Below are 20848 nucleotides of genomic sequence, written 5' to 3' on the forward strand. Positions count from 1 at the left end.
TTGTACCCCTCCTGAGATGTATGAAGTGAAAGTTTGGCATTTTGCAGCATGAATGACTGCTAATCAGTGTTGACGAATTCCCTCTAAATTATTCCATGAGGGTGAAAATAAGCCATAAAGACAAAAAGCACCTTCCCGAAGGAAAGTGCTCTCTCGCAACATGAACTATTCAATGACATCATAAATCAATTGCTTCTGTGCTGGCTGTGTTGAGGTAATCTGATAAGCATCAAGAATCATAGCTTCAACCTCAGTCACATCTAGTCGGTTCGCATGAATGGTACAAATGGATTCACCTACTTGGACTGCATCTCCAATTTTCTTATTCAGTGTGAGACCGACGGCATAATCGATTAAATCTTCTTTCTTCGCTCGCCCCGCGCCTAACAGCATAGCCGCAATTCCGATATTCTCAGCTTGAATCTCGTTAATGAAGCCAGCTTGCTGTGCTTTAACCTCCATATGATATGCGGCCGTTGGCAATAACTCAGGCTGATCAACAACGCGTGCGTCGCCGCCTTGGCTAGCGATAAAGCGCTTGAACGTGTCTAACGCCTTCCCCTTCGTGATGATGTCACGAACAGCTTCCTGTGCTTCCTCGAAGGAAGTAAACACCTTGCCCAGGACTGTCATATAAGCTGCTACGGAAATGGCAACTTCCGTTAGCTCCGCATCGCCTGTTCCGCGAAGCACATCGATAGACTCTCGAATTTCATTCGCATTACCGATTTCGCGGCCAAGCGGCTGATCCATATCCGTAATCATCGCGATGGTTTTCCGATTCAAGCGAGTTCCGATGTCCACCATCGTACGTGCAAGAACGCGCGCATCCTCCACCGTTTTCATGAAAGCACCCGATCCGATTTTTACATCCAAAACAATCGCTTCTGCACCAGAGGCAATCTTCTTACTCATAATGGAACTGGCAATCAAAGGGATACTATCGACTGTCGCTGTCACATCGCGCAAGGCGTAGATTTTCTTATCGGCGGGGGCTAGATTACCGCTCTGACCAACAATGGCAATTTTGTTCGTATTCACCGCTTCGATAAAAGCTTCCTTCGATAACTCGATCTGAAAACCTGGAATCGATTCTAGTTTATCTAACGTCCCCCCCGTATGTCCCAAGCCTCTTCCAGACATCTTGGCCACTGGGATGCCTAGCGAAGCGACAACGGGTCCTACGATGAGACTTACCTTATCACCCACACCACCTGTAGAGTGTTTATCAACCTTCACGCCGGCGATTGCAGATAAATCAATCATTTCACCGGAACCCGCCATGGCCAAAGTAAGAAACGATGTTTCTTCATCTGTCATGCCATTCAAGAAAGTCGCCATTAAGAAGGCAGACATCTGATAATCGGGGATTTGTCCTGCCGTGTAGTCCGTAATGATAAACGTAATTTCTTGTTCTGTTAACGCTTCACCAACGCGTTTCTTATGTATTAAATCAACCATTCTCATGAGAATACCTCCTTTAACATCCATCTTACCTCACATTTTGGAAAATGGAAAAAAGGGAGCTAATAAGCCCCCTCTTATCTGTCATCTATAAAGATTATTGTACAATTAGTTTGGATTTCATTTTGGCATGTCCTTCGCCGCAAGGAAGAACACAATCGATTTCATATGTACCCGGCTTATCGAAAGTAATTTCTTTCGAAGGGTTTTCTTTATCAAGTTTGATATCTAACCCAACAATTTCAACCGCATGTACGCCTTCTTTTAAAGATAAAGATACTTTTGTAGGCTCACCTTTTTTGATTGTGTACTCTGGCGTATCGAACTGCCAGTTTGAAGCAACCAATTTTAGTTGTTGCATTTTACCAGCGGCAGCCTCAGCTTCCTGTGCCTCTTGGCGATCAGAAATATCTTGAAAGAGGACTCCCAGCCCCAATGCGCCCGCAAGTATAAATAGTACAAAGAAAATCCACTTTTGCATGCATATCCCCCTCATCGTGTGTTCACTTCATCTATTCTACCTAACATCAGAGAATAATCCCATATCTAGTACGTGGCAAAACTTTGACTATTTCGTGACGAATTTGTGAACTGAACTCCATCTTACTATTGCCCATTCCACAGCAAATTACACGCGATTCCAACGATCACTAATTTTGAATCCACCTGTGATTCCCTGAGGTTTCAATTCAGGCTGCTTCATTCGCTGCTGTACGGTTCCATTGTCTGTAAGCTTTCTAATATCACGAGTGATACGGGTGCTGCAACTTACACACAACTTATGTTCACGAATGGGCTCCGCACAGGAAGCACATGGATAACTCAAATTAGGATAATCTGAAAGCGGCAACTTGCCTTCCTTCATCCACATTTGTAATTGAATGCTGGAAACGCCTATCACAGCACAAACTTGTTCGTTGGATGAACGATAATTTCTACGAAGATAATCGACACAATGCTTCAATTGATCGTTCATACTTGTGCTGCATTCCATGCATTGATTTCGCAAATTACGTTGAAACACTTTCCCGCAGCGCGGGCAATTGGCTACCAAAAGTTGTTGAGGAATTGACATGCTCCAGCACATCCTTCTATGGGTAGGTCACATCTCTCTGAGATATGATCCTCGAATATAGTTCTAATTAACTATATTCTATCATGAGTCCCATAGGATAGATAGGTCTTAAGGCGCTCAATTTCGCAAAAACCATGGTTATCCTGATCCAATTTATCCCAATTGAACTTCGCGAACAAAGGCTTTGACCAAAGCAATAAATTTAGGCTTCGTCCGATTGGCGACAGCCACAACCTGTTCATGCGTCAAAGGCTCAAGTTCTTCACCAATTGCCATATCTGTGATACAAGAAATACCGAGTACCTTTAGCCCCGCGTGGCGCGCTGCAATTACTTCACCTACGGTAGACATACCGATCGCATCGCCGCCAATACGTGCCAGCATCGTTAATTCTGCAGGCGTACAATAGGTGGGACCCGTAATTCCGGCATACACACCCTCTTGCAGTTGCAGCGGAGTACCGTCCTCTCCGACTATAGAAGCTGCTAGCTTACGAGCAAGACTGCGGTATTCACGATTGTACGCTTCGGACATATCCGGGAAACGAACACCTAACTCTGCATGATTCGGCCCAATCAGTGGGTTGTCACCTGTCATGTTAATATGATCACTGATCAACATCAAATCACCCGCATGGAAAGAACGATTCATCCCGCCGCAAGCGTTCGTCATCACAACGGTCTGTACCCCGATCGCTTTCATTACGTACACGGGAAACACGACTTTTTTCATATCGTAGCCTTCATAATAATGAAAACGACCTTGCATCACGATAACTTGTTTACCTTCTAGGGTACCAACGACAAACCGACCTTCATGCCCCTCAACAGTCGATATAGGAAAATGTGGAACCTCACTATAATCAATTGCAATTGGCTGCTCAACTTGATTCGCCATATCACCAAGGCCTGAACCTAGAACTAGTCCAATGGATGGTGATACGCTGCCTAATCGCGTTTGTATGAAGCTTGCAGCCTCGTTAATTTGTTGTATGTAAGACAATGTCATGATAATCTCCTTTTCTGCTTTAGAGCGCTTCGATAATGCCTAGGACTAGCTTTAAGAACTTCGGTTTAACCTTCTCCGTCGTTTCCATCACTTCTGCATGGGATAACGGTTGATCCAGAATGCCCGATGCCATATTGGAAATACAAGAGAAGCCAAGCACTTCAATGCCCGCGTGACGAGCGACAATGACCTCAGGAACGGTTGACATCCCAACGGAATCTCCACCCAAAGTACGGAACATGCGAATTTCAGCAGGTGTTTCATAGTTCGGACCAAGCAGCCCCACATAGACCCCTTCTTGCAGTTTAAAATCCTGCGAAGCCGCTACATCGTGCGCTAATTTACGCAGACGCTTGCTGTAAGCTTCGGACATATCCGGGAAGCGAACGCCAAGCGCTGAATCATTCGGTCCAATCAACGGATTGCGGAACGTCATATTCAAATGATCGCTAATGACCATCAGATCGCCTACTTGGTAAGTTTCATTAATCCCGCCTGCAGCGTTGGTAACGATTAGTGTTTCCACGCCAAGCTCTTTCATAACACGTACAGGGAACGAAACTGTCTCAGCTCCGTAACCTTCATACGCATGAAAGCGTCCTTTCATCATAAGCACTTGTTTCCCCTTAATGGAACCCACAACTAGCTCCCCCGCGTGTCCTTCAACCGTTGAGACCGGGAAATGCGGAATCCGAGAGTAATCAATGACGATAGGCTGCTCAATCAAATCCGCGAGAACACCTAAACCTGAACCGAGAATAAGACCAATTTGCGGTGTAATATTCGTTTCCTTTTTAATAAATGCTGCTGCTTCTTGAATTTCTTGAATCATCGACGTATTTGACATGTCTTCATGCCTCCTCAACATATTTAAACTGCTACTTATTTCAAAAGGTGTAGGAAGCTCTCACCATGCTTGGTTGGTTCTAGGCCAAAGTTCTCGGCGATCGTTGCGCCCAAATCAGCGAATGTCCCCCGTATTCCTAAGGAAACAGGCGATTGGAAGCTTGGGCTATACAGTAAAATCGGCACATACTCGCGTGTGTGATCCGTCCCTGCATGCACAGGGTCATTCCCGTGGTCCGCTGTTAATATGAGAAGATCCTTGGGACCAAGCCCCGCCTTCAGCTGCGGCACATAGGCATCAAACTCCTCTAGTGCTCGTCCATACCCTTCAGGATCACGTCGGTGACCATATAAGGAATCGAAATCAACGAGGTTTGTGAAAGCAAGTCCTTTGAATGATGTTCCCAATACGTCAATCGTCTGCTGAATACCATCCAAATTACTCCTCGTTGAAGTTGCTTTGGTCACGCCTTCGCCGTCAAAGATATCATTAATTTTGCCAATGGCAATGACATCCCATCCTGCGTCCTTCAATTGATTCATTACGGTAGGCGCGGGAGGCTTAACCGCATAATCATGGCGATTTGGTGTACGTTTGAATGCCCCTGGGGTTCCCAGATAAGGTCTAGCTATGACGCGTCCTACTGCAAATTCATCTTGCATCGTTAATCGTCTAGCTACTTCACACGCGCGATATAATTCATCTAATGGGATAATCTCTTCATGTGCAGCCAATTGAAACACACTATCGGCAGACGTGTAGACAATCCATGCACCCGTCTTCATTTGTTCCTCGCCTAGCTCATCTAAAATCTCGGTACCCGAAGCTGGCTTATTTCCAATGACCTTGCGACCTGTCTCTTGCTCGAATTGCGAGATCAAAGCTTCAGGAAAACCGTTAGGAAATACATTAAATGGGGTAGAAATACGAAGTCCCATCAACTCCCAATGCCCTGTCATCGTATCCTTGCCAACAGATACTTCTGCCATTTTGCCATAATAACCTTCTGGTGACGAAACAGGGGGAATCCCCTGAATATCCGCGATATTGCCTAAACCCATTTGCTGCAAATGGGGCAGTGCAAAGCCACTGACTTTCTCTGCTATATGACCAAGAGTATGTGCTCCAAGGTCGCCAAACTGTTCAGCATCCGGTAACTCTCCGATGCCTACGCTATCCAATACGATTAAACTTATTCGTTCAAAGCGCACCGATGTCCCTCCAAATCAATCCCTAATGTTAATGATATCCACCCTTCATTATCCCACTTCCAACCCGTGAATGCAAAACAGCAGCAATTCCTAATGGAATTGCCGCTATGCTGCCACGCGAACTATAAATGAGCTCTAGGGTGAGCTCGATTATAAACATCCTTCATTTTGAGCTTCGTCACCTGAACATATAGCTGTGTCGATGAAATATCAGAATGTCCTAGCATTTCCTGCACGGATCGCAAATCAGCACCATTTTCAATTAAATGAGCAGCAAAAGAATGTCTAAGCGTGTGCGGCGTAATTTCATTCGTAATTTGGGTTTCTACCGCATACCGCTTCATAATCTTCCAGAAGCCCTGCCTCGTCATCCGCGTCCCCAGATGTCCTATGAATAGGGCATCTTCTTCTGGTGATCGTTTCAGGAGTTTCATGCGATATTGCTTCATATACGTATCCAACATTCGCATGGCAATGCCGCTTAGAGGGATTATTCTTTCCTTCTCCGCTTTACCCACACATCGTATGAAGCCCATCTCCAGATTTACATCCGCGATATTCAAGGAGACGAGTTCTGATACACGAATCCCCGTTGCGTACAGTAATTCTAGCATCGCTTTATCTCGTGCACCGTTTACTTGCTCAGCCTGAGGTGCTTCAAGCAGCTTCTCAACTTCATGAATGCTCAGTATTTTGGGAAGCCTTTTTTCCAGCTTAGGCACCTCGACGAATACGGAAGGATCCGAATCAATGATACGTTCTTTCACCATATATTGAAAAAAGGATCGTAATGAAACGCGAATACGCGACAGGGTGGCTGTTGCTCGTCCGAGTGTTTTTAATTGTGATAAATAGCTTGCTATTTGCATTTTTCCGGTCTCTCGCCAGTTTGTAATACCTTGCACATCAAGATACGTAACAAATTGAAGGAGATCTCTTTCGTAGGATTCGAGTGTATTCCGTGAAAGACCTCGTTCAGTCGTCAAAAATCGGATGAAGGTTTGCACCTCACTCGTCATCATGTCAGTCTCTCCCTCGTTTACCTGCTATACTTGCCATAACTTTCAACATATAGCATTCCACGAGACTAGAAGAAATCCCTTTATTTTTCGTTTTACTCACCATACCAGTAGAATAAACGTAAACGCTCACTCATCGAATTCGAATCAAAAGAAACATGTTCACTTTGTCCGAATACTTTGACGGATTTACCGGTCGGCGCTTTATACTTGTTTACAGGTTGAATCCAACCGGAAATGGCGAGCAGCACTTGATATAAAACGACTGTCAACGCGACAAAAACCAAAATATACTGTAATCGAACAATTAATTTTCGATAAGAAAATATCATAGCCCTGCCCCCATGTCTATGCCATGTCTTAGGAACAGAATATGAGGCTCGGCCTATAATTATGACAAGTCAATCAATTTGGTGTACGGCATACCAAGCGCCTCAGCTACCGCCGGATGCGTTACACTGCCTTTGTAGGTATTCACACCTAGCTGCAGCGTGTAATTCTCCGCCAAGGCCTTCGTGAAGCCTTTATTGGCCAATTCCAAGGCATAAGGCAACGTTACATTCGTCAATGCGAGCGTCGAGGTTCTCGGTACAGCCCCTGGCATATTGGCTACTGCATAATGCAGCACACCGTATTTCTCATACGTGGGATCACTATGGGTTGTCACCCGATCAATCGTTTCAATGGATCCGCCTTGATCGACTGCAACATCCACGATAACCGCCCCAGGTTTCATGCTCTGCACCATCGCTGCCGTCACTAATCGCGGAGCTCTCGCCCCCGGAATCAAAACTGCACCTATCAGCAGATCCGCCTTCTGAACGGCGCTCGCGATATTATACGGATTGGACATCAACGTGCGGAGATGCCCTCCAAAAATATCGTCCAACGCTCGCATGCGTTCTGCACTGCGTTCAATGATTACGACATTAGCACCAAGACCTAGCGCCATTTTGGCTGCGTTCGTGCCAACAATGCCGCCGCCTAGAATAATGACATCCGCTGGTGGTACACCAGGGACACCCCCTAGTAAAATGCCGCGGCCACCATAAAACTTCTCCAGATACTGTGCGCCAATCTGCACGGACATCCTGCCTGCTACTTCACTCATCGGCGTCAGCAATGGCAGTGATCCATTCGGCATCTGAATCGTCTCGTAAGCTATGCCCGTTACTTGCTTCTCTATTAACTGCGTGGCCAGATCACCGGCTGCTGCTAAATGCAGATACGTAAATAGGATCTGCCCTTCTTTAAAATAGCCATATTCGGCTGGCAGCGGCTCTTTCACTTTCATGATCATATCGCTTTGTGCCCAGACTTCAGAAGCACCCGTGATAATTGTCGCACCTTCTTGTTGATAATCCTCGTCAGTAAAGCCACTGCCAATGCCTGCTCCCGCTTCCACCAACACACGATGACCGGACATTTGCAGCATACCTGCGCCGCCTGGCGTTAAGGCGACACGATTTTCATTGTTTTTAATTTCTTTAGGAACTCCAACGACTAGGCATGGTTTTGACACACTCGCCACCTTCTTCCTTCTGTTCATTCGTCTATAATGTACCCCTACTCCCCTGCCAAATATGTGACGGAACGTGATGACCTTTCTCCTATTTATGATATGAGAAAAATACAAAAATGCCTGTATGCAAGTGATGCATACAGGCATTTTCATAATTTGAACAGTTTCCTTTCGGAGACTGTTAGTGGGATTTCTCCAATGAGTCCGGTTTCCCTCGTTCGGTACAGCGGTAGCAAATACCTTGAAAATCAAGTCGATGATCTAGGACTTGAAAATGAAATTCAGTCTCTAACCGTTCTTCGAAAGGTCCGAGCCAATCGTCCATAATTTCATCTACGGCTCCGCACTGCACGCAAATCAAGTGATGGTGATGATGGCGTGAATTATCATCACGTAAATCGTAACGAGCCACACCGTCGCCAAAATTCATTTTCTCCAAGACATGCAGCTCACTCAGTAGCTCCAAAGTACGGTAGACAGTTGCTAGACCGATCTCTGGCGCCTTATCCTTCACAAGCATAAACACATCTTCTGCACTAAGATGATCTTGTTCATTTTCCAATAAAACGCGAACAGTCGCTTCCCGTTGAGGCGTAAGCTTGTACCCCTGAGATTGCAGTTGTTGCTTAATTTTCTCGATCCTTGTTTCCATATGCCTCCCCCTCAGAAAGGTGGGCATCCTAGCCCAGTTTTAGCCACTCTTTTCATTATAGGGGGAGCTTACTTACAAAGTCAAACAGAATCACAATTCAATTCATTCCCCATAAACCCCTACCAGCATTGGGGTTACCCATTTCATCATGTATTGGGAGAAGTATCCTTCTAATAATGCAGCTGCTAAGAGGCAGCCGCCCATCATTAGAGTAATCGTTGTATATCTCATGAAGGGCTGGTAAATGTTACCACTTCGACTCATAATTCTATGTTTGATCATATAGAGAGAGAATGACATCGCGGCCACGCTGCAAAATAAAATAGCCGGAATCACAATTAAATTCTGTGGTAAGACAGCCACTAGCGCAAAGAGCATGCCTTTCCATGACATCTGCCCCACTAGGTAGCCTACCGTGAAGCCGATCAATACACCTTTTAGAAAATCGAGGACTAAGATCAACGGCAAACCAATAATGGATAGACCAAATAACCAGATTAATAAAATCCACTTCATATGCATGCCAAAGGCTTGACTGAACGATTGCTGGCTATCGATTTCGATACCTTCATTGATTTCATGAAAGAAACTGCCTAAATGACGTGTCATCTCGGTCCTTTGTTCCAAGGAAAGAGCATTCACCATGACGGCACCGAACACAACGCCAATAACAAAGAGTACAGAGACGAATATAAATAACGGCAAATTATCCTTCATATATTGTTTCATCGTTAAGTTCCTATTCACACTCGCCACTCCTTCCTTGTACAACCTCTACAAAGACAAGCTTATGAGCACAAAGTCAAAACTATGAATGATTTTTCTCCACATACTAATTTACAAGTTTCCGATATACGGAATATCAAATTCTTATTGGCGATAAAAACTACATTTAAAAAACGGTCGCTCACCCTTGAATTGCCTCGATTGAAGGTTTTTTCACTTTGCCGTATTTTCCTCCGCCACCGACTTCAAGTGATAGAATTCCTTCCCTCGCTTTTACGATATATGAAGTCACTTCTTCCCCAACGACATCTACTAGCTCTTCAGGCTTGGCATGATGTAAGACATGCATTTCCGTTCCGAACCTGCTTAGCAGCTGCTCAAGCTTCTTAGGTCCTAACCCTGGCAGATACTCTAAGGGAACTTGAAAATGGTAAGGCGGTCGATGGTCAGGTTGATAGGACTTCTCACGATCTGCGATCGCCATGATCCGATCCATCACGCCTCGCACGATCTTAGGACTGCCGCAATTCATACAACGCTCGACAGCTGCAGCGCCTTCATCCAGTACAGCCTCACAGAGGCTGCAATACGTTCGATGATACTTGCCTAATCGTGAATTCAATCCGTAGTTCGCCGTGACCCCTCGGCCTTCCTGACGCGCTAAAGCTTTGACTAATTCCACAAAGGTCGGAGCAGCAAGCCGCATTTGGTTGTACTCACGACCTATTTTGGCAAGAGAATGTGCGTCAGAGTTCGTCAGGTAGGTAAAATCATCGAGTTCCGAGATCAATCCAGCCATATCGGAATCCGCGCTTAAACCGAGTTCCACCGCGAGGACTCTATTCACATCAAGCAACTCATTCATCGAGCTTACAGCGCTGCCATACACGCTCTTGTGCGGCGTAAAGATGTGCGCAGGGATAAGAATACCACCTCGGCCAAGCACCTCTTCCTGAAGCTCACGAGCAGGCACATAAATACGCTGAGAGCTAAGCTCCACATTTTTCATGTATCGGCTCATCCATGTTGTAAATTCTTGCATCACCTGCAGGGTAGGCATATAGGCCAAAACGTGCGCAGGACCCATCCCAGGGTCTCTAACTTCAATTTCGCTTCCTAGGATGATCGATGTCTCTCGATAGCGAATGCCTCCGCCTTCAAGCTCCATCATCTCCCCCTTATCCAAATACATCATAATCTCTTCTTGGACGGAAGGTGAATGGGTATCGATAATCGAGATCATCTCCATCCCTTTTCGGTTGGCAGCTTCATGAGCAATGTTGAAAAAAGTGAGATTATTGGCTGCACTTATTTTGACAGCTTGCCCCTTCTCTGTTCGACCAATGTGGATATGAAGATCTACGTAGTAATCCTTCAACATCTAGATCTGACCAGTCAGCTTATACAGCTGCCACGCGTAAACAGCCATGATTGTCTTCGCATCGCTGATACGGCCTTCTCGCATATACTGCTGTGCTTGCTCCAAGGTTATCGCTTCACAATCCAAAAATTCATCGTCATCCGGATTCGCCGTTCCCTTCACTAGATCCTCTGCAATATATAAGTGAATGATTTCGTCCGCAAACCCTGGTGACGTAGAGAACGAGCTAACCAATCGAATGTTATCTGTCCGGAACCCTGTCTCTTCCTCAAGCTCACGTAAAGCTGCTTTCAAGGGCTCCTCTCCACTGTCAAGCTTCCCGGCAGGGATCTCTACCTGACTCTTCTCTAGTGGCTTACGGTACTGCTCTACCACGATCATTTTATCACCTATGAGTGGAATAACTGCGACCGCACCTGGATGCTTCACAATTTCACGGGAAGCGGTTCCGCCATTCGGCAATCTAACCTGATCTACTTGCAAGGAAATAATTTTACCTTTGAAAATCATTTCACTACTTATTGTCACTTCTTCAAACTTTTTATGTTCTATCATTTTTGAGCACCTCATCCTCGTAAGTTGGCATAACTTGTCCACTTTTTGCATATCGTTCATTATAACAAATATTTTCCTGAAAAGAGGGTCTCCCTATGAAGAGCTATGTGAGTGATAATCAGATTCGACTAGTAGGTAAAGCCTGGGAAGTCAAACATGGGCTTGCGCAAATGCTTCAGCAAGGCGATCCGAAACGAACCGTTGTAGATTATCTAGCTGGATTACCTGCTCGTTCTAGTAAGAAGGTACAGGGACATTCTGCTCATATACTCCCCTTCCCTTTGGCTGTCAACTAACATGCTTATCGCCAAAATAATAAAACGAAAACCGATTAGCCGCGCCAATTGGCGGACGAATCGGTTTTTTTATTGGACCAACCAAGTATTAAACCTTGGCTGCTTCCTTCACTAAAGCAACAACGAGTTCGGCTGTTTTGACGAGATCACTTATCGCGATCCGCTCTTTGACCGTATGAATCTCTAAATAACCAACGGCCAAATTCACAGTAGGGATGCCCATGCCGTTGAAAATATTCGCGTCACTTCCACCACCAGAGTGGAACGTTTGCGCCGTAAGACCTATCGTACTCATCGCACGAGACGTCAATTGCACAATCGGTGCTGAATCGTCATGCATATAGGATGCATAGACGATATCCGCATGGAACTCACATGTTGTCCCCGCTTCTGCGGCGGCAGATTCACAAGCTTGTTTCATCGCTTCAATCTGCGCTTCCAGCTTATGCTGAACGATACTGCGTGCTTCGGCTTCCATTTTCACTTTGTCGCATACCACGTTCAGTGGTCCTACGCCAGAAAAGCTGCCAATGTTCGCAGTCGTTTCATTATCAATTCTGCCTAGTGACATACGTGAAACGGCTTTGCTAGCCACTTGGATGGCCGAGATCCCATCTTCCGGATTCACTCCCGCATGAGCGGATTTGCCATGGAAAATGATCTCAATTTCCGCACGTCCAGGTGCTGCCGTTGCAATCGCGCCAAGGTTGCCATTGGAATCCAATGCGAAACCATATTCAGCTTCCATGCTGCTGCGTTCCATCGCACGAGCGCCTTTCAAGCCGCTCTCTTCCCCAGCAGTAATGACGAACTGAATACGACCATGCGGGATATTTTGTTCTTTCAGAACTAAAATCCCTTCGATCATCGCGGCAATTCCTGCTTTATCATCGCTTCCAAGAATCGTCGTGCCGTCTGAGCGAATGTAACCATCTTCCCCAATTTGCGGTTTGATGCCATTGCCAGGCGCGACTGTATCCATGTGTGACGTAAAGAAAATGGTTGGAATCGCTGCGTTACTGTCTGTTGCTTCCAATGTGCAAATCAAATTGCCAGCGCCGTGACCGCTTTTGGACATCGAGTCATCCTCAACAACCTGCAAGCCTAGCTGACTGAATTTTTCTTTGAGAACGACACAGATGTTTTGCTCAAATCGCGTTTCACTATCCACCTGAACTAGGGAAATGAACTCTTTAATTAAACGATCTTGTTGAATCATGTACTTTCCTCCGATACACACTTTGAGTTACAATAAAACGGTACAAGCTTGGATGATAAAGGAGTGAATCCCGTGCTACAAAATAAGAAATGGTTTAAAGTCGTTATTTACATTATGCTCTTCGTTATGCTGTTATCCAGTATATTGTTTACAGCTGGTTTGTTTTTCACATCTTAAACCATTAGTAAATTTTAGTATCCGCGTTGTAGCTTTCTAAATTTTCTTTCACTCTCTGCAGGAACCTTCCACAGATCACACCATCAAGAATTCGGTGATCGAGCGACAAGCAAAGGTTAACCATGGAACGAACCGCTATCATATCTTGTATCACGACAGGCTTCTTCACAATCGATTCAAACGTTACGATCGCTGCTTGCGGGTAGTTAATGATTGGATACGAGAGAATCGAACCGAAGGAGCCTGTATTATTTACAGTAAACGTACCGCCAACCATATCGTTCAGCGCTAATTTCCCCGCACGCGTTTTCTTCGTCAACTCATCAATTTCCCTTGCTAATCCTGCGATATTCTTTTGATCCGCTTTCTTAATGACTGGGGTCATCACGGAATCTTCCGTCCCAACGGACAAGGAAATATTTATATCGCGTTTCACGATAATTTTATCTACTGCCCATACGGAGTTAATAATCGGGTAATCTTTAATCGCATTGACGACCGCTTTCAGCATGAACGCTAGGTAAGTCAAATTGATTCCCTCACGTCGCATGAACTCATCCTTCACCTTGTTACGCAAAACCACGAGATTCGTCACATCGACTTCGATCATCGTCCACGCATGTGGAATTTCCGTGACGCTCTGGCGCATTTTCGTAGCAATCGCATTGCGCATTGGCGTGACATCAATAAAATGCTCATTCCGTACATCGAGATTGTGGCCTTCTGCTTCGCTCAGCGGTGTTTGTGGACTCGCTGACAAATGGATGCCCGAGCTGCGAACAGGCTGGTTCACTGGCTCTTCCGCAGCAACTGGAGCTGCAGGAGCTGTTGGCGTCGCAACTTGAACCGCCGCCGCTGCAGGTGCTACCGCATTGGCTCCACCAGATGCGATGAAGGTCTCAACATCCTTGCGGGTAATCCGCCCGCCAAGGCCAGTACCCGGTACGCGTGACAAATCCACGCGGTTATCTTGAGCAAGTCTGTGGACCGCTGGAGAGAAGCGGCCACGCATGCTCTGATCCGCGTCTTCGGACACGACTGTCGAAGGGGATACAGCTGCTGGAGCAGCTGTACTGCCTGCCGAAGAGCCAGCTGGCTCTTCAATGACACAAATCGCTTCACCTACCGCAGCCGTTTCACCGTCACCGACAATGATTTTGATCAGCTTGCCTTCAATGGGACTCGGCATTTCTGTATTTACTTTCTCTGTGAATAGCTCACATAGAACGTCATATTGTTCAATATAATCGCCTGGCTTTTTCAGCCATTTGCCGATAGTAGCCGAAACGAGACTTTCCGCCAAATGCGGAACAGTCACCTCGGTGAGGCGGCCAGTTTGGTTCATAGAAGTACCTCCTAATTTCGGGAAAGATCAACGGATAAGAACACGAACTAGAATAACGCTAACTGACGCATAGCTTCCTTCAGCTTATCCGCATTCAGTAGGAAAAACTTCTCCATTGGCGGATTGCTGCCTACTGCCGGAACATCTGGACCACAAAGTCTCGCGATGGGCGCATCTAGCTCAAATAGCATCTCTTCCGCGATGATAGCAGATACTTCTGCACCTACCCCACCTGTTTTGTTGTCCTCATGCGTAATAAGTACTTTGCCTGTTTTTCTAGCGGCTTCTAGTATCGCTTCGCGATCAAGCGGCTGCAAGGTACGCAAATCAAGCACGTGCGCTGAAATACCTTCCTTCGCCAATTCCTCTGCGGCTTGAAGTGCATAATTAACCACCATGCCATAGGCAATGACGGTAATATCTGTTCCTTGACGCTTCACATCTGCTCTACCAATCGGAACGATATAGTCCTCATCTGGGACATCTGCAGATAACGCAAGATAACATTTTTTATGTTCAAAATAAAGGACAGGGTCGCCATCACGAATTGCCGCCTTTAATAATCCCTTCGCATCGTACGGGTTCGAAGGTGCAACGATTTTGAGACCCGGCGTGCCGAAGAAGACCGATTCCGGACACTGGGAATGGTACAACGCACCTGCGCCAGTTGCGCCGTAAGGGGCACGAATGACGATTGGGCAGCTCCAGTCATTGTTTGAGCGGTAGCGAATTTTCGCAGCTTCGCTCAGGATCTGATTCGTTGCCGGGAAAATAAAATCGGCAAATTGTATTTCAGCGATTGGTTTCATGCCGTACATCGCCGCGCCGATGGCTACACCAACGATCGCTGACTCTGCCAGTGGCGTATCCAGCACACGTTCTTCGCCGAATAGATCACGAAGTCCCTTCGTCGTGTTGAGTACACCGCCTTTGCCTACGTCCTCCCCGAGGACGAAAACATTGTCATCCTTATGCATCTCCTCTTGCATCGCAGAACGAATTGCTTCCAAATACGTAATCGTTGCCATCTTAGTTGCCATCTCCTTCCGCATAAACATGAAGAAGCGTATCTTCCGGCTTCGGATAAGGGGCAAGATCAGCATACTTCGTTGCTTCATTCACTTCTTGCTTTTGACGCTCTTGAAGTGCTTGGTCTTGTTCTTCACTCCAAAGCTCACAAGCGATGAGATATTCCTTGAATTTCAAAATACCGTCTTTCTTGCGGTTTTCTTCTACTTCGTCTTTTGTACGATAAAGCATGTCATCATCCGAAGTGGAATGCGGCATAATGCGATAGCACATCATCTCGATTAAGGTTGGACCTTCGCCGCGAGCAGCTCTTTCTCTCGCTTCCTTCGTAACGCGGTACATTTCTAATACATCCGTACCATCCACTTGAATGCCAGGGAAGCCATATCCGATGGCACGGTCAGAAATTTTACCTGCTACCTGTTTATGAAGAGGCACAGAAATGGCATACTGATTATTTTCACAAACGAAAATAACCGGCAGCTTATGTACACCTGCGAAATTGCAGCCCTCATGGAAATCCCCTTGATTGCTGGAACCTTCCCCGAACGAAACGAATGTGACAAAATCCTGTTTCTTCATTTTCGCTGCCAAAGCAATACCCGCTGCATGAGGAACTTGTGTTGTAACCGGAGAAGATGCCGTTACGATATGATTTTTACGATCCCCGAAATGACCGGCCATTTGTCTGCCGCCGCTGTTCACATCTTCTGCTTTACAAAAAATAGCGAGCATGAGATCTTTCACCGTCATACCAACCGATAGGACGAATGCATAATCACGGTAATAAGGTAAGAAATAGTCCTTCTGACTCTGCATCGCGAAAGCCATACCAACTTGTCCGGCATATTGTCCCATACCTGAAACGTGAAAAGGAATTTTACCAGCACGCTGGAGCATGAAGGCTCTCTCATCAAATTTCGTTGCAAGGCTCATGACCGTATACATACGCAAAGCCTCATCATCGGATAATCCTAAACTTCTGTGCTTATATAGCTGACCAATGGACATGGAGTTTGCCTCCTTAGTGAGATTAAATGGTTACTAAAACTTATTACCTGGTCCTAGTACTTGACTCTATAAGCATATTATAAACGGAAACGTTTATGATTACAATTTTTATCCGCTAATTGCAATGCCATCCACAGCAAGCATCGCTTCCCCTAAGGCCTCTGAAAGTGTCGGATGCGGATGAATCGTCTGTCCAACTTCCCACGGCGTTGCATTCAGCACCTGGGCTAGCGCAGCCTCTGTGATACTGTTCGTAACTTGAGGGCCGATCATGTGAACACCAAGAATATCATTCGTATCTTTATCGGCAATCACCTTCACGAATCCATCGGAATCTCCATAAACTAGAGCTTTCCCTATTCCTTTGAAACTAAATTTACCAACTTTCACTTGGCGGCCTTGATCTATTGCCTGCTGCTGAGTCCATCCAACACTTGCGATCTCAGGTCTTGTATAGGTGCATTTGGACACAAGGTGCGTCTGCAACTCGTCTGGTTGATGTCCTGCGATATGCTCCGCCGCCACAATGCCTTCATGCCCCGCCATATGCGCGAGCATTAACCCGCCAATAACATCCCCAACCGCATAAATATGGGATTCCGTTGTCTGCATGAAGCGATTGACGCGAATGACACCTTTATCGATTTTGACATCGGTATTTTCAAGCCCCATCGCTTCAACATTCGCTACACGACCTACGGAAACAAGAACACGCTCCGCGGATAGCTCGTGCACCTCACCTTGCTTGTCCACTTGCATCGTAACCATGCCATCCGTCACCTTTACCGACTCTGGCAGCAACTTCGTACCCGTCTCCAGCTTAATGCCACGTTTCTTGAACAAACGTTCCAACTCTTTAGAAACATCCTCATCTTCCAGGTTGACTAGACGCTTATCGACTTCTACAATCGTAACCTCAACCCCAAAATCATGCAGCATGGAAGCCCACTCCACGCCAATTACGCCACCGCCAACAATAATAATAGACTTCGGCAGACTCTCCATCCGCAGGGCATCTTCACTTGTGATAATCGAAGTGCCGTCTATCTCTAACCCTGGCAAGCTGCGTGGTCTAGAGCCCGTTGCAATGATAAGATTGCTCGAAAGCAGCGTCTCAATATCACCATCTTCCTTCTCAACGGAAACAGCCCCGCTGCGCGGAGAGAAAATAGAAGGACCAATAATACGACCATTCCCATAATGAATCGTAATTTTGTTCTTTTTCATTAGGAACTGAAGTCCTTGATGTAGTTGATCAACAATCCGTTGCTTACGTCCCAGAACTCCATCAAAATTCAATGACACCGATTGTGCAGAAATCCCATAATCTTCGCTATGCTTCATCGAAGCAAATACTTCCGCGCTGCGCAATAATGCTTTACTCGGAATGCAGCCTTGATGCAAGCAGGTACCGCCCATTTTGTCACGTTCGACGATGGCTACCGTTTTACCTAACTGTGCAGCCCTAATTGCAGCTGTATAGCCTCCGATTCCTCCGCCTAATACCACAACATCATATCTATGTTCACTCATGAATGTTAGCCTCCTATGAAACAATTCCTTGTTATATGTATATGTGTGTCTCTATTATATTACCCTTTTTTGGGATCGAAGTCATAGTCTTATTTATGAATTAGACACACTAGCCGTTTCAGAGTATGATGTTAGAAAAAACATGTTTCATCTCAAGTAAGGAGTTAATATGAAAGCACCCTTTTATCGTTTTATTGCTATTCTACTTCTAGTTATTCCAGGAATAACCGCTACTTATGGCTTTCTCGCAATGAAAGATGCCATTTTCGCCCAATTTGATACGGTTACCAATAGCGGCATGTTATGGGGGAAATTTTTCTTAGGTCTTGTATTATTTCTGATCGGCGTTGCTTTTATTGGCGGATGGACCTTCTTCAGAGATCGCAAACGGAATTATCTAGCCCCACGTTTCAAACCTAAACGCAATAAATAGACCGGACAATGTGTCCGGTCCTTTTATTTTCTAATCGCGCTCAATCTGCCCCAACAAGCTTCCACACGACATGACTTGCACGCTTCAGGATCCACTGCAATTGAAACAAGCTTAAACCAATAAAAGTACCGGATAGAACAATGGTTGAAATCACTTCTCTCCGCCAATTTACGGGCTGGCGTGAGGTAAAGGCTTGCAAGGTTTTTATATCCACGAGGCGAGCCCCTACTTTCATCCGCACAAGAAGGGCACTCCCCATATTGTCATTGCCGCTAGACAGAAAATCACTCATATGCGCCTGTACACCTACCGTAACAAGCCATTCCCCACCCTTTTCATAAGCTAGCAACAAAGCAGCATCTTCACTGTTACCTGTATATGGAAAAACATGCTCCACATCTATACCATCACTAGACTGTTCGTTTGGGGACGTATGGATAATGATTTCAGCACCGCAATGCCAAGCTCGATTCGATATCTGATTCGCATCCCCCACGACAACATCAGGGACATAACCATGCGCGATAAGTACATCCGCCCCTGCACCTACCCCCAGCAATACCGGCTTAAAATCCGAAATAAACCCGCAAGCTGCTTGCAAATCCTTCTTATAGCCTTTTCCAGCGGATACCACAAAGACGTACCTGCCAGTGAACTGTGTGCGCAGCGGCAAGTTGGGCAAAGGAGCTTTAACAGCTTGCCTTTCGCGCATCGCATAAGCTAAGGTATGCTCCACAAAGGGTTCCCAGCGCTCCACAGCCTGCTCGTTAGCTGCCCGTTGAGCGATTAGCCAATTCTCCCGTGTAAATGGACGACAGGGCACATCTTGACCGCTCACATGAATCGTATCTTGATATATAATGATCTCAGCTTCATGCAGAAAGAGTTCAACATACACCTCATCCACTTCCATGATGGGAATGTGCTCATGTAGAATCATAAGTGGGCCTTGCGTTGGAAACGCACCGCTCATGACATGTCCACATTGAACGATCGCTTTCACTTTTCGATCTATCAGTTCTTGGGCATCCTCTTCATCCATGTCCCCTTGAATAAGTAAAACAATTCGACTACTCGGCACCTGTTGATAAGATTCACAATTGCCCAAAATTTTTGCTATTTTTCCTTTGCAGATCAAATCAGGCTTCGCGGCAAATAAAGATAAGGATGACCAGTTCATGGTTAGACACCTTGCTTTCCTAACGTAAGTCTCATGGCCTACCTAATTTGCCCGATCCCACAAACTTCTATGTATATTTTGAGCTGTGAATGGCAAGCATTGTTTATAATCTTAAAAGAAGGAGGAACATCTATGGAGCTAAACATGAGCGCAGATGAAGTGTTAGGCCAAATTGTGCAGCTTCACAGCACAGGGGAATCACTAGCTAAAAAAAATGTGAAGAAGCTGCATCCTGATCTTATGAAAAACGCCCTGTATTACTACCCAAGTTGGGAACATGCCTTACAGAAGACTGGAGTTAGCACCATTGTTCACTAAACATACATAGGACTTGCATCATGCTCCGCAAGGTTCATCCTTCCGGAGCCGTTTTTATGCTTACTCTTCTTCGAGCACTTCCCACTCCACCTGAACCATGCGATCTACCCACGTTCGAATTTTCACTTCAATCGCTTGTTCGATTTCTTCATCTGTCATTTCACCCAGTTTGTGCTCAGCAATCTCCAGCACGTCCGTTTTCTTCGTTTCGCCATCTATCGCTAATTGAATTTGAATGCGCATGCGGTTCCCCTTTTTCCGTTATCAACTAAACTTTCCATTGCCTCTTGCCTATCACCTGTTAAAATAGAAGTATTACTTACATTCAAATAGAAATGAGGAATTACAATGTCTCGATCTCAAGCACAAAAGCTTCGCCAACGCAGTTTACGGGAAGGCAAATTAGATCCTACCATGAATCGCTTACACTGGTTCGGAACGAATCCAGTAACCAAGACAACACCTACTCGCATTGAACTGCAAGCCAAACAACAGAATAAACACAAATCTAGGAATTTGAACCATTCATATGGCGATGATTCCTTTTATTTTTCTATCTCTTCCTGAATTGAGATCCCCTGCTGAGCAGCAAAATGGATCATTTCTTCCCTTTCCGAGGGTCGGAACGTATATTTACAGTCGAACCCGTTGAAAAATAACTGCCAACTCCTGACAACTCTGTGCTCATCTACTTCTAACTCCGCAACATATAACGAATCAGGCTCATCTTCAAACTGCAGGCCGATGTGTAAGTACGTCTTCCCCTCAGATATTTCCTGTTCACAATAGTCCATGATCATGTCTAAATGACCTCCTATTGAATAAAATCTTTTTTATTTATATAATA

Annotated in this window: 25 protein-coding genes and 1 pseudogene; 5 read left to right on the forward strand and 21 right to left on the reverse strand. The window is 45.6% G+C overall.

Features of this window, described 5'->3' with window-relative positions; genetic code table 11:
• Window positions 1–165: 165 nt before the first annotated feature.
• The 13 genes from AC58QT_RS08210 to AC58QT_RS08270 all read right to left on the reverse strand — a co-directional run bounded on the left by AC58QT_RS08210 (window position 166) and on the right by AC58QT_RS08270 (window position 11460).
• Window positions 166–1467 (reverse strand): pyrimidine-nucleoside phosphorylase, encoded by a 1302-nt coding sequence (locus AC58QT_RS08210; protein WP_497408496.1) that lies wholly within the window; start codon window positions 1465–1467, stop codon window positions 166–168.
• 94 nt (window positions 1468–1561) lie between these two features.
• Window positions 1562–1945, reverse strand: a complete 384-nt coding sequence (locus AC58QT_RS08215; RefSeq protein WP_056614567.1) for a cupredoxin domain-containing protein — start codon at window positions 1943–1945, stop codon at window positions 1562–1564.
• Window positions 1946–2092: 147 nt separating this feature from the next.
• On the reverse strand, window positions 2093–2539 hold the full coding sequence (locus AC58QT_RS08220; protein WP_497408497.1) for a flagellar protein: 447 nt from the start codon (window positions 2537–2539) through the stop codon (window positions 2093–2095).
• A 153-nt stretch (window positions 2540–2692) separates the two neighbouring features.
• A complete protein-coding gene (locus AC58QT_RS08225) occupies window positions 2693–3547 on the reverse strand; it encodes a purine-nucleoside phosphorylase (protein ID WP_497408498.1) in 855 nt (284 codons plus the stop codon).
• Window positions 3548–3566: 19 nt separating this feature from the next.
• The gene (locus AC58QT_RS08230) at window positions 3567–4394 is read right to left on the reverse strand and encodes a purine-nucleoside phosphorylase (RefSeq protein ID WP_310223343.1); all 828 of its coding nucleotides are present in this window, start codon (window positions 4392–4394) and stop codon (window positions 3567–3569) included.
• A 35-nt stretch (window positions 4395–4429) separates the two neighbouring features.
• A complete protein-coding gene (gene deoB, locus AC58QT_RS08235; RefSeq protein WP_497408499.1) occupies window positions 4430–5605 on the reverse strand; it encodes a phosphopentomutase in 1176 nt (391 codons plus the stop codon).
• A 122-nt stretch (window positions 5606–5727) separates the two neighbouring features.
• A complete protein-coding gene (xerD, locus tag AC58QT_RS08240) occupies window positions 5728–6624 on the reverse strand; it encodes a site-specific tyrosine recombinase XerD (RefSeq protein ID WP_497408859.1) in 897 nt (298 codons plus the stop codon).
• A 95-nt stretch (window positions 6625–6719) separates the two neighbouring features.
• Window positions 6720–6956 (reverse strand): DUF4227 family protein, encoded by a 237-nt coding sequence (locus AC58QT_RS08245; RefSeq protein ID WP_310223338.1) that lies wholly within the window; start codon window positions 6954–6956, stop codon window positions 6720–6722.
• A 59-nt stretch (window positions 6957–7015) separates the two neighbouring features.
• Entirely contained in the window at window positions 7016–8146 is a 1131-nt protein-coding gene (gene ald / locus AC58QT_RS08250) for an alanine dehydrogenase (RefSeq protein ID WP_497408500.1), read from the reverse strand.
• Between the two features lie 181 nt (window positions 8147–8327).
• Complete coding sequence (fur, locus tag AC58QT_RS08255; RefSeq protein WP_310223334.1) at window positions 8328–8798, reverse strand: ferric iron uptake transcriptional regulator; 471 nt, start codon at window positions 8796–8798, stop codon at window positions 8328–8330.
• Window positions 8799–8900: 102 nt separating this feature from the next.
• Entirely contained in the window at window positions 8901–9545 is a 645-nt protein-coding gene (spoIIM, locus tag AC58QT_RS08260) for a stage II sporulation protein M (protein WP_310223332.1), read from the reverse strand.
• Between the two features lie 160 nt (window positions 9546–9705).
• Window positions 9706–10905, reverse strand: coding sequence for an endonuclease Q family protein (locus AC58QT_RS08265; protein WP_497408501.1), 1200 nt, complete (start codon window positions 10903–10905; stop codon window positions 9706–9708).
• Window positions 10906–11460: an NUDIX hydrolase gene (locus tag AC58QT_RS08270; protein ID WP_497408502.1), complete on the reverse strand. Its 555-nt coding sequence runs from the start codon at window positions 11458–11460 to the stop codon at window positions 10906–10908. It abuts the gene before it with no gap.
• Between the two features lie 95 nt (window positions 11461–11555).
• On the opposite strand from AC58QT_RS08270, the pseudogene mciZ reads away from it, so the two are divergent.
• Window positions 11556–11630, forward strand: a pseudogene (gene mciZ, locus AC58QT_RS08275) (Z-ring formation inhibitor MciZ); the annotation flags it as partial.
• 214 nt (window positions 11631–11844) lie between these two features.
• Here mciZ and AC58QT_RS08280 read toward each other — a convergent pair.
• Complete coding sequence (locus AC58QT_RS08280; protein WP_497408503.1) at window positions 11845–12975, reverse strand: M20/M25/M40 family metallo-hydrolase; 1131 nt, start codon at window positions 12973–12975, stop codon at window positions 11845–11847.
• A gap of 72 nt (window positions 12976–13047) precedes the next feature.
• On the opposite strand from AC58QT_RS08280, the gene prli42 reads away from it, so the two are divergent.
• Entirely contained in the window at window positions 13048–13152 is a 105-nt protein-coding gene (prli42, locus tag AC58QT_RS08285; protein ID WP_497282243.1) for a stressosome-associated protein Prli42, read from the forward strand.
• 4 nt (window positions 13153–13156) lie between these two features.
• Here the strand turns inward: prli42 and AC58QT_RS08290 are convergent, their stop codons facing one another.
• The 4 genes from AC58QT_RS08290 to lpdA all read right to left on the reverse strand — a co-directional run bounded on the left by AC58QT_RS08290 (window position 13157) and on the right by lpdA (window position 18070).
• Entirely contained in the window at window positions 13157–14497 is a 1341-nt protein-coding gene (locus tag AC58QT_RS08290; RefSeq protein WP_497408504.1) for a dihydrolipoamide acetyltransferase family protein, read from the reverse strand.
• Between the two features lie 47 nt (window positions 14498–14544).
• Window positions 14545–15525 carry an alpha-ketoacid dehydrogenase subunit beta gene (locus AC58QT_RS08295; RefSeq protein WP_497408505.1) on the reverse strand — a complete coding sequence of 327 codons (981 nt, stop codon included), beginning with the start codon at window positions 15523–15525 and terminating at the stop codon, window positions 14545–14547.
• Window position 15526: 1 nt separating this feature from the next.
• Window positions 15527–16537, reverse strand: coding sequence for a thiamine pyrophosphate-dependent dehydrogenase E1 component subunit alpha (locus AC58QT_RS08300; RefSeq protein WP_497408506.1), 1011 nt, complete (start codon window positions 16535–16537; stop codon window positions 15527–15529).
• A gap of 108 nt (window positions 16538–16645) precedes the next feature.
• Window positions 16646–18070 (reverse strand): dihydrolipoyl dehydrogenase, encoded by a 1425-nt coding sequence (lpdA, locus tag AC58QT_RS08305; protein WP_497408507.1) that lies wholly within the window; start codon window positions 18068–18070, stop codon window positions 16646–16648.
• 169 nt (window positions 18071–18239) lie between these two features.
• Between lpdA and AC58QT_RS08310 the strand changes: the two genes are divergently transcribed.
• On the forward strand, window positions 18240–18503 hold the full coding sequence (locus AC58QT_RS08310) for a DUF2627 domain-containing protein (RefSeq protein ID WP_497408508.1): 264 nt from the start codon (window positions 18240–18242) through the stop codon (window positions 18501–18503).
• 40 nt (window positions 18504–18543) lie between these two features.
• Here the strand turns inward: AC58QT_RS08310 and steA are convergent, their stop codons facing one another.
• Window positions 18544–19683: a putative cytokinetic ring protein SteA gene (steA, locus tag AC58QT_RS08315; protein ID WP_497408509.1), complete on the reverse strand. Its 1140-nt coding sequence runs from the start codon at window positions 19681–19683 to the stop codon at window positions 18544–18546.
• 132 nt (window positions 19684–19815) lie between these two features.
• Between steA and AC58QT_RS08320 the strand changes: the two genes are divergently transcribed.
• Window positions 19816–20001, forward strand: a complete 186-nt coding sequence (locus AC58QT_RS08320; RefSeq protein WP_310223313.1) for a hypothetical protein — start codon at window positions 19816–19818, stop codon at window positions 19999–20001.
• Window positions 20002–20061: 60 nt separating this feature from the next.
• Here AC58QT_RS08320 and AC58QT_RS08325 read toward each other — a convergent pair whose 3' ends face one another.
• Window positions 20062–20244: a hypothetical protein gene (locus tag AC58QT_RS08325; protein WP_310223310.1), complete on the reverse strand. Its 183-nt coding sequence runs from the start codon at window positions 20242–20244 to the stop codon at window positions 20062–20064.
• A gap of 105 nt (window positions 20245–20349) precedes the next feature.
• On the opposite strand from AC58QT_RS08325, the gene brfA reads away from it, so the two are divergent.
• Window positions 20350–20568, forward strand: a complete 219-nt coding sequence (gene brfA, locus AC58QT_RS08330) for a ribosome rescue factor BrfA (RefSeq protein WP_497408510.1) — start codon at window positions 20350–20352, stop codon at window positions 20566–20568.
• On the opposite strand, the gene AC58QT_RS08335 is transcribed toward brfA, so the two are convergent.
• Entirely contained in the window at window positions 20547–20801 is a 255-nt protein-coding gene (locus AC58QT_RS08335) for a hypothetical protein (protein ID WP_497408511.1), read from the reverse strand. The genes brfA and AC58QT_RS08335 overlap by 22 nt on opposite strands.
• Window positions 20802–20848: the final 47 nt, after the last annotated feature.

This window comes from Paenibacillus sp. J31R109 (assembly GCF_059692055.1).

What these genes read in the sequence shown, in the direction of transcription:
- AC58QT_RS08335 (WP_497408511.1), bottom strand. Translation starts at nt 20,801, where the DNA reads ATGATCATGGACTATTGTGAACAGGAAATATCTGAGGGGAAGACGTAC.
- xerD (WP_497408859.1), bottom strand. Translation starts at nt 6,624, where the DNA reads ATGACGAGTGAGGTGCAAACCTTCATCCGATTTTTGACGACTGAACGA.
- AC58QT_RS08215 (WP_056614567.1), bottom strand. Translation starts at nt 1,945, where the DNA reads ATGCAAAAGTGGATTTTCTTTGTACTATTTATACTTGCGGGCGCATTG.
- AC58QT_RS08220 (WP_497408497.1), bottom strand. Translation starts at nt 2,539, where the DNA reads ATGTCAATTCCTCAACAACTTTTGGTAGCCAATTGCCCGCGCTGCGGG.
- AC58QT_RS08290 (WP_497408504.1), bottom strand. Translation starts at nt 14,497, where the DNA reads ATGAACCAAACTGGCCGCCTCACCGAGGTGACTGTTCCGCATTTGGCG.
- fur (WP_310223334.1), bottom strand. Translation starts at nt 8,798, where the DNA reads ATGGAAACAAGGATCGAGAAAATTAAGCAACAACTGCAATCTCAGGGG.
- AC58QT_RS08245 (WP_310223338.1), bottom strand. Translation starts at nt 6,956, where the DNA reads ATGATATTTTCTTATCGAAAATTAATTGTTCGATTACAGTATATTTTG.
- AC58QT_RS08265 (WP_497408501.1), bottom strand. Translation starts at nt 10,905, where the DNA reads ATGTTGAAGGATTACTACGTAGATCTTCATATCCACATTGGTCGAACA.
- AC58QT_RS08295 (WP_497408505.1), bottom strand. Translation starts at nt 15,525, where the DNA reads ATGGCAACGATTACGTATTTGGAAGCAATTCGTTCTGCGATGCAAGAG.
- AC58QT_RS08210 (WP_497408496.1), bottom strand. Translation starts at nt 1,467, where the DNA reads ATGAGAATGGTTGATTTAATACATAAGAAACGCGTTGGTGAAGCGTTA.
- AC58QT_RS08225 (WP_497408498.1), bottom strand. Translation starts at nt 3,547, where the DNA reads ATGACATTGTCTTACATACAACAAATTAACGAGGCTGCAAGCTTCATA.
- AC58QT_RS08280 (WP_497408503.1), bottom strand. Translation starts at nt 12,975, where the DNA reads ATGATTCAACAAGATCGTTTAATTAAAGAGTTCATTTCCCTAGTTCAG.
- AC58QT_RS08270 (WP_497408502.1), bottom strand. Translation starts at nt 11,460, where the DNA reads ATGATAGAACATAAAAAGTTTGAAGAAGTGACAATAAGTAGTGAAATG.
- AC58QT_RS08325 (WP_310223310.1), bottom strand. Translation starts at nt 20,244, where the DNA reads ATGCGCATTCAAATTCAATTAGCGATAGATGGCGAAACGAAGAAAACG.
- steA (WP_497408509.1), bottom strand. Translation starts at nt 19,683, where the DNA reads ATGAACTGGTCATCCTTATCTTTATTTGCCGCGAAGCCTGATTTGATC.
- lpdA (WP_497408507.1), bottom strand. Translation starts at nt 18,070, where the DNA reads ATGAGTGAACATAGATATGATGTTGTGGTATTAGGCGGAGGAATCGGA.
- AC58QT_RS08300 (WP_497408506.1), bottom strand. Translation starts at nt 16,537, where the DNA reads ATGTCCATTGGTCAGCTATATAAGCACAGAAGTTTAGGATTATCCGAT.
- AC58QT_RS08310 (WP_497408508.1), top strand. Translation starts at nt 18,240, where the DNA reads ATGAAAGCACCCTTTTATCGTTTTATTGCTATTCTACTTCTAGTTATT.
- AC58QT_RS08230 (WP_310223343.1), bottom strand. Translation starts at nt 4,394, where the DNA reads ATGTCAAATACGTCGATGATTCAAGAAATTCAAGAAGCAGCAGCATTT.
- AC58QT_RS08320 (WP_310223313.1), top strand. Translation starts at nt 19,816, where the DNA reads ATGGAGCTAAACATGAGCGCAGATGAAGTGTTAGGCCAAATTGTGCAG.
- brfA (WP_497408510.1), top strand. Translation starts at nt 20,350, where the DNA reads ATGTCTCGATCTCAAGCACAAAAGCTTCGCCAACGCAGTTTACGGGAA.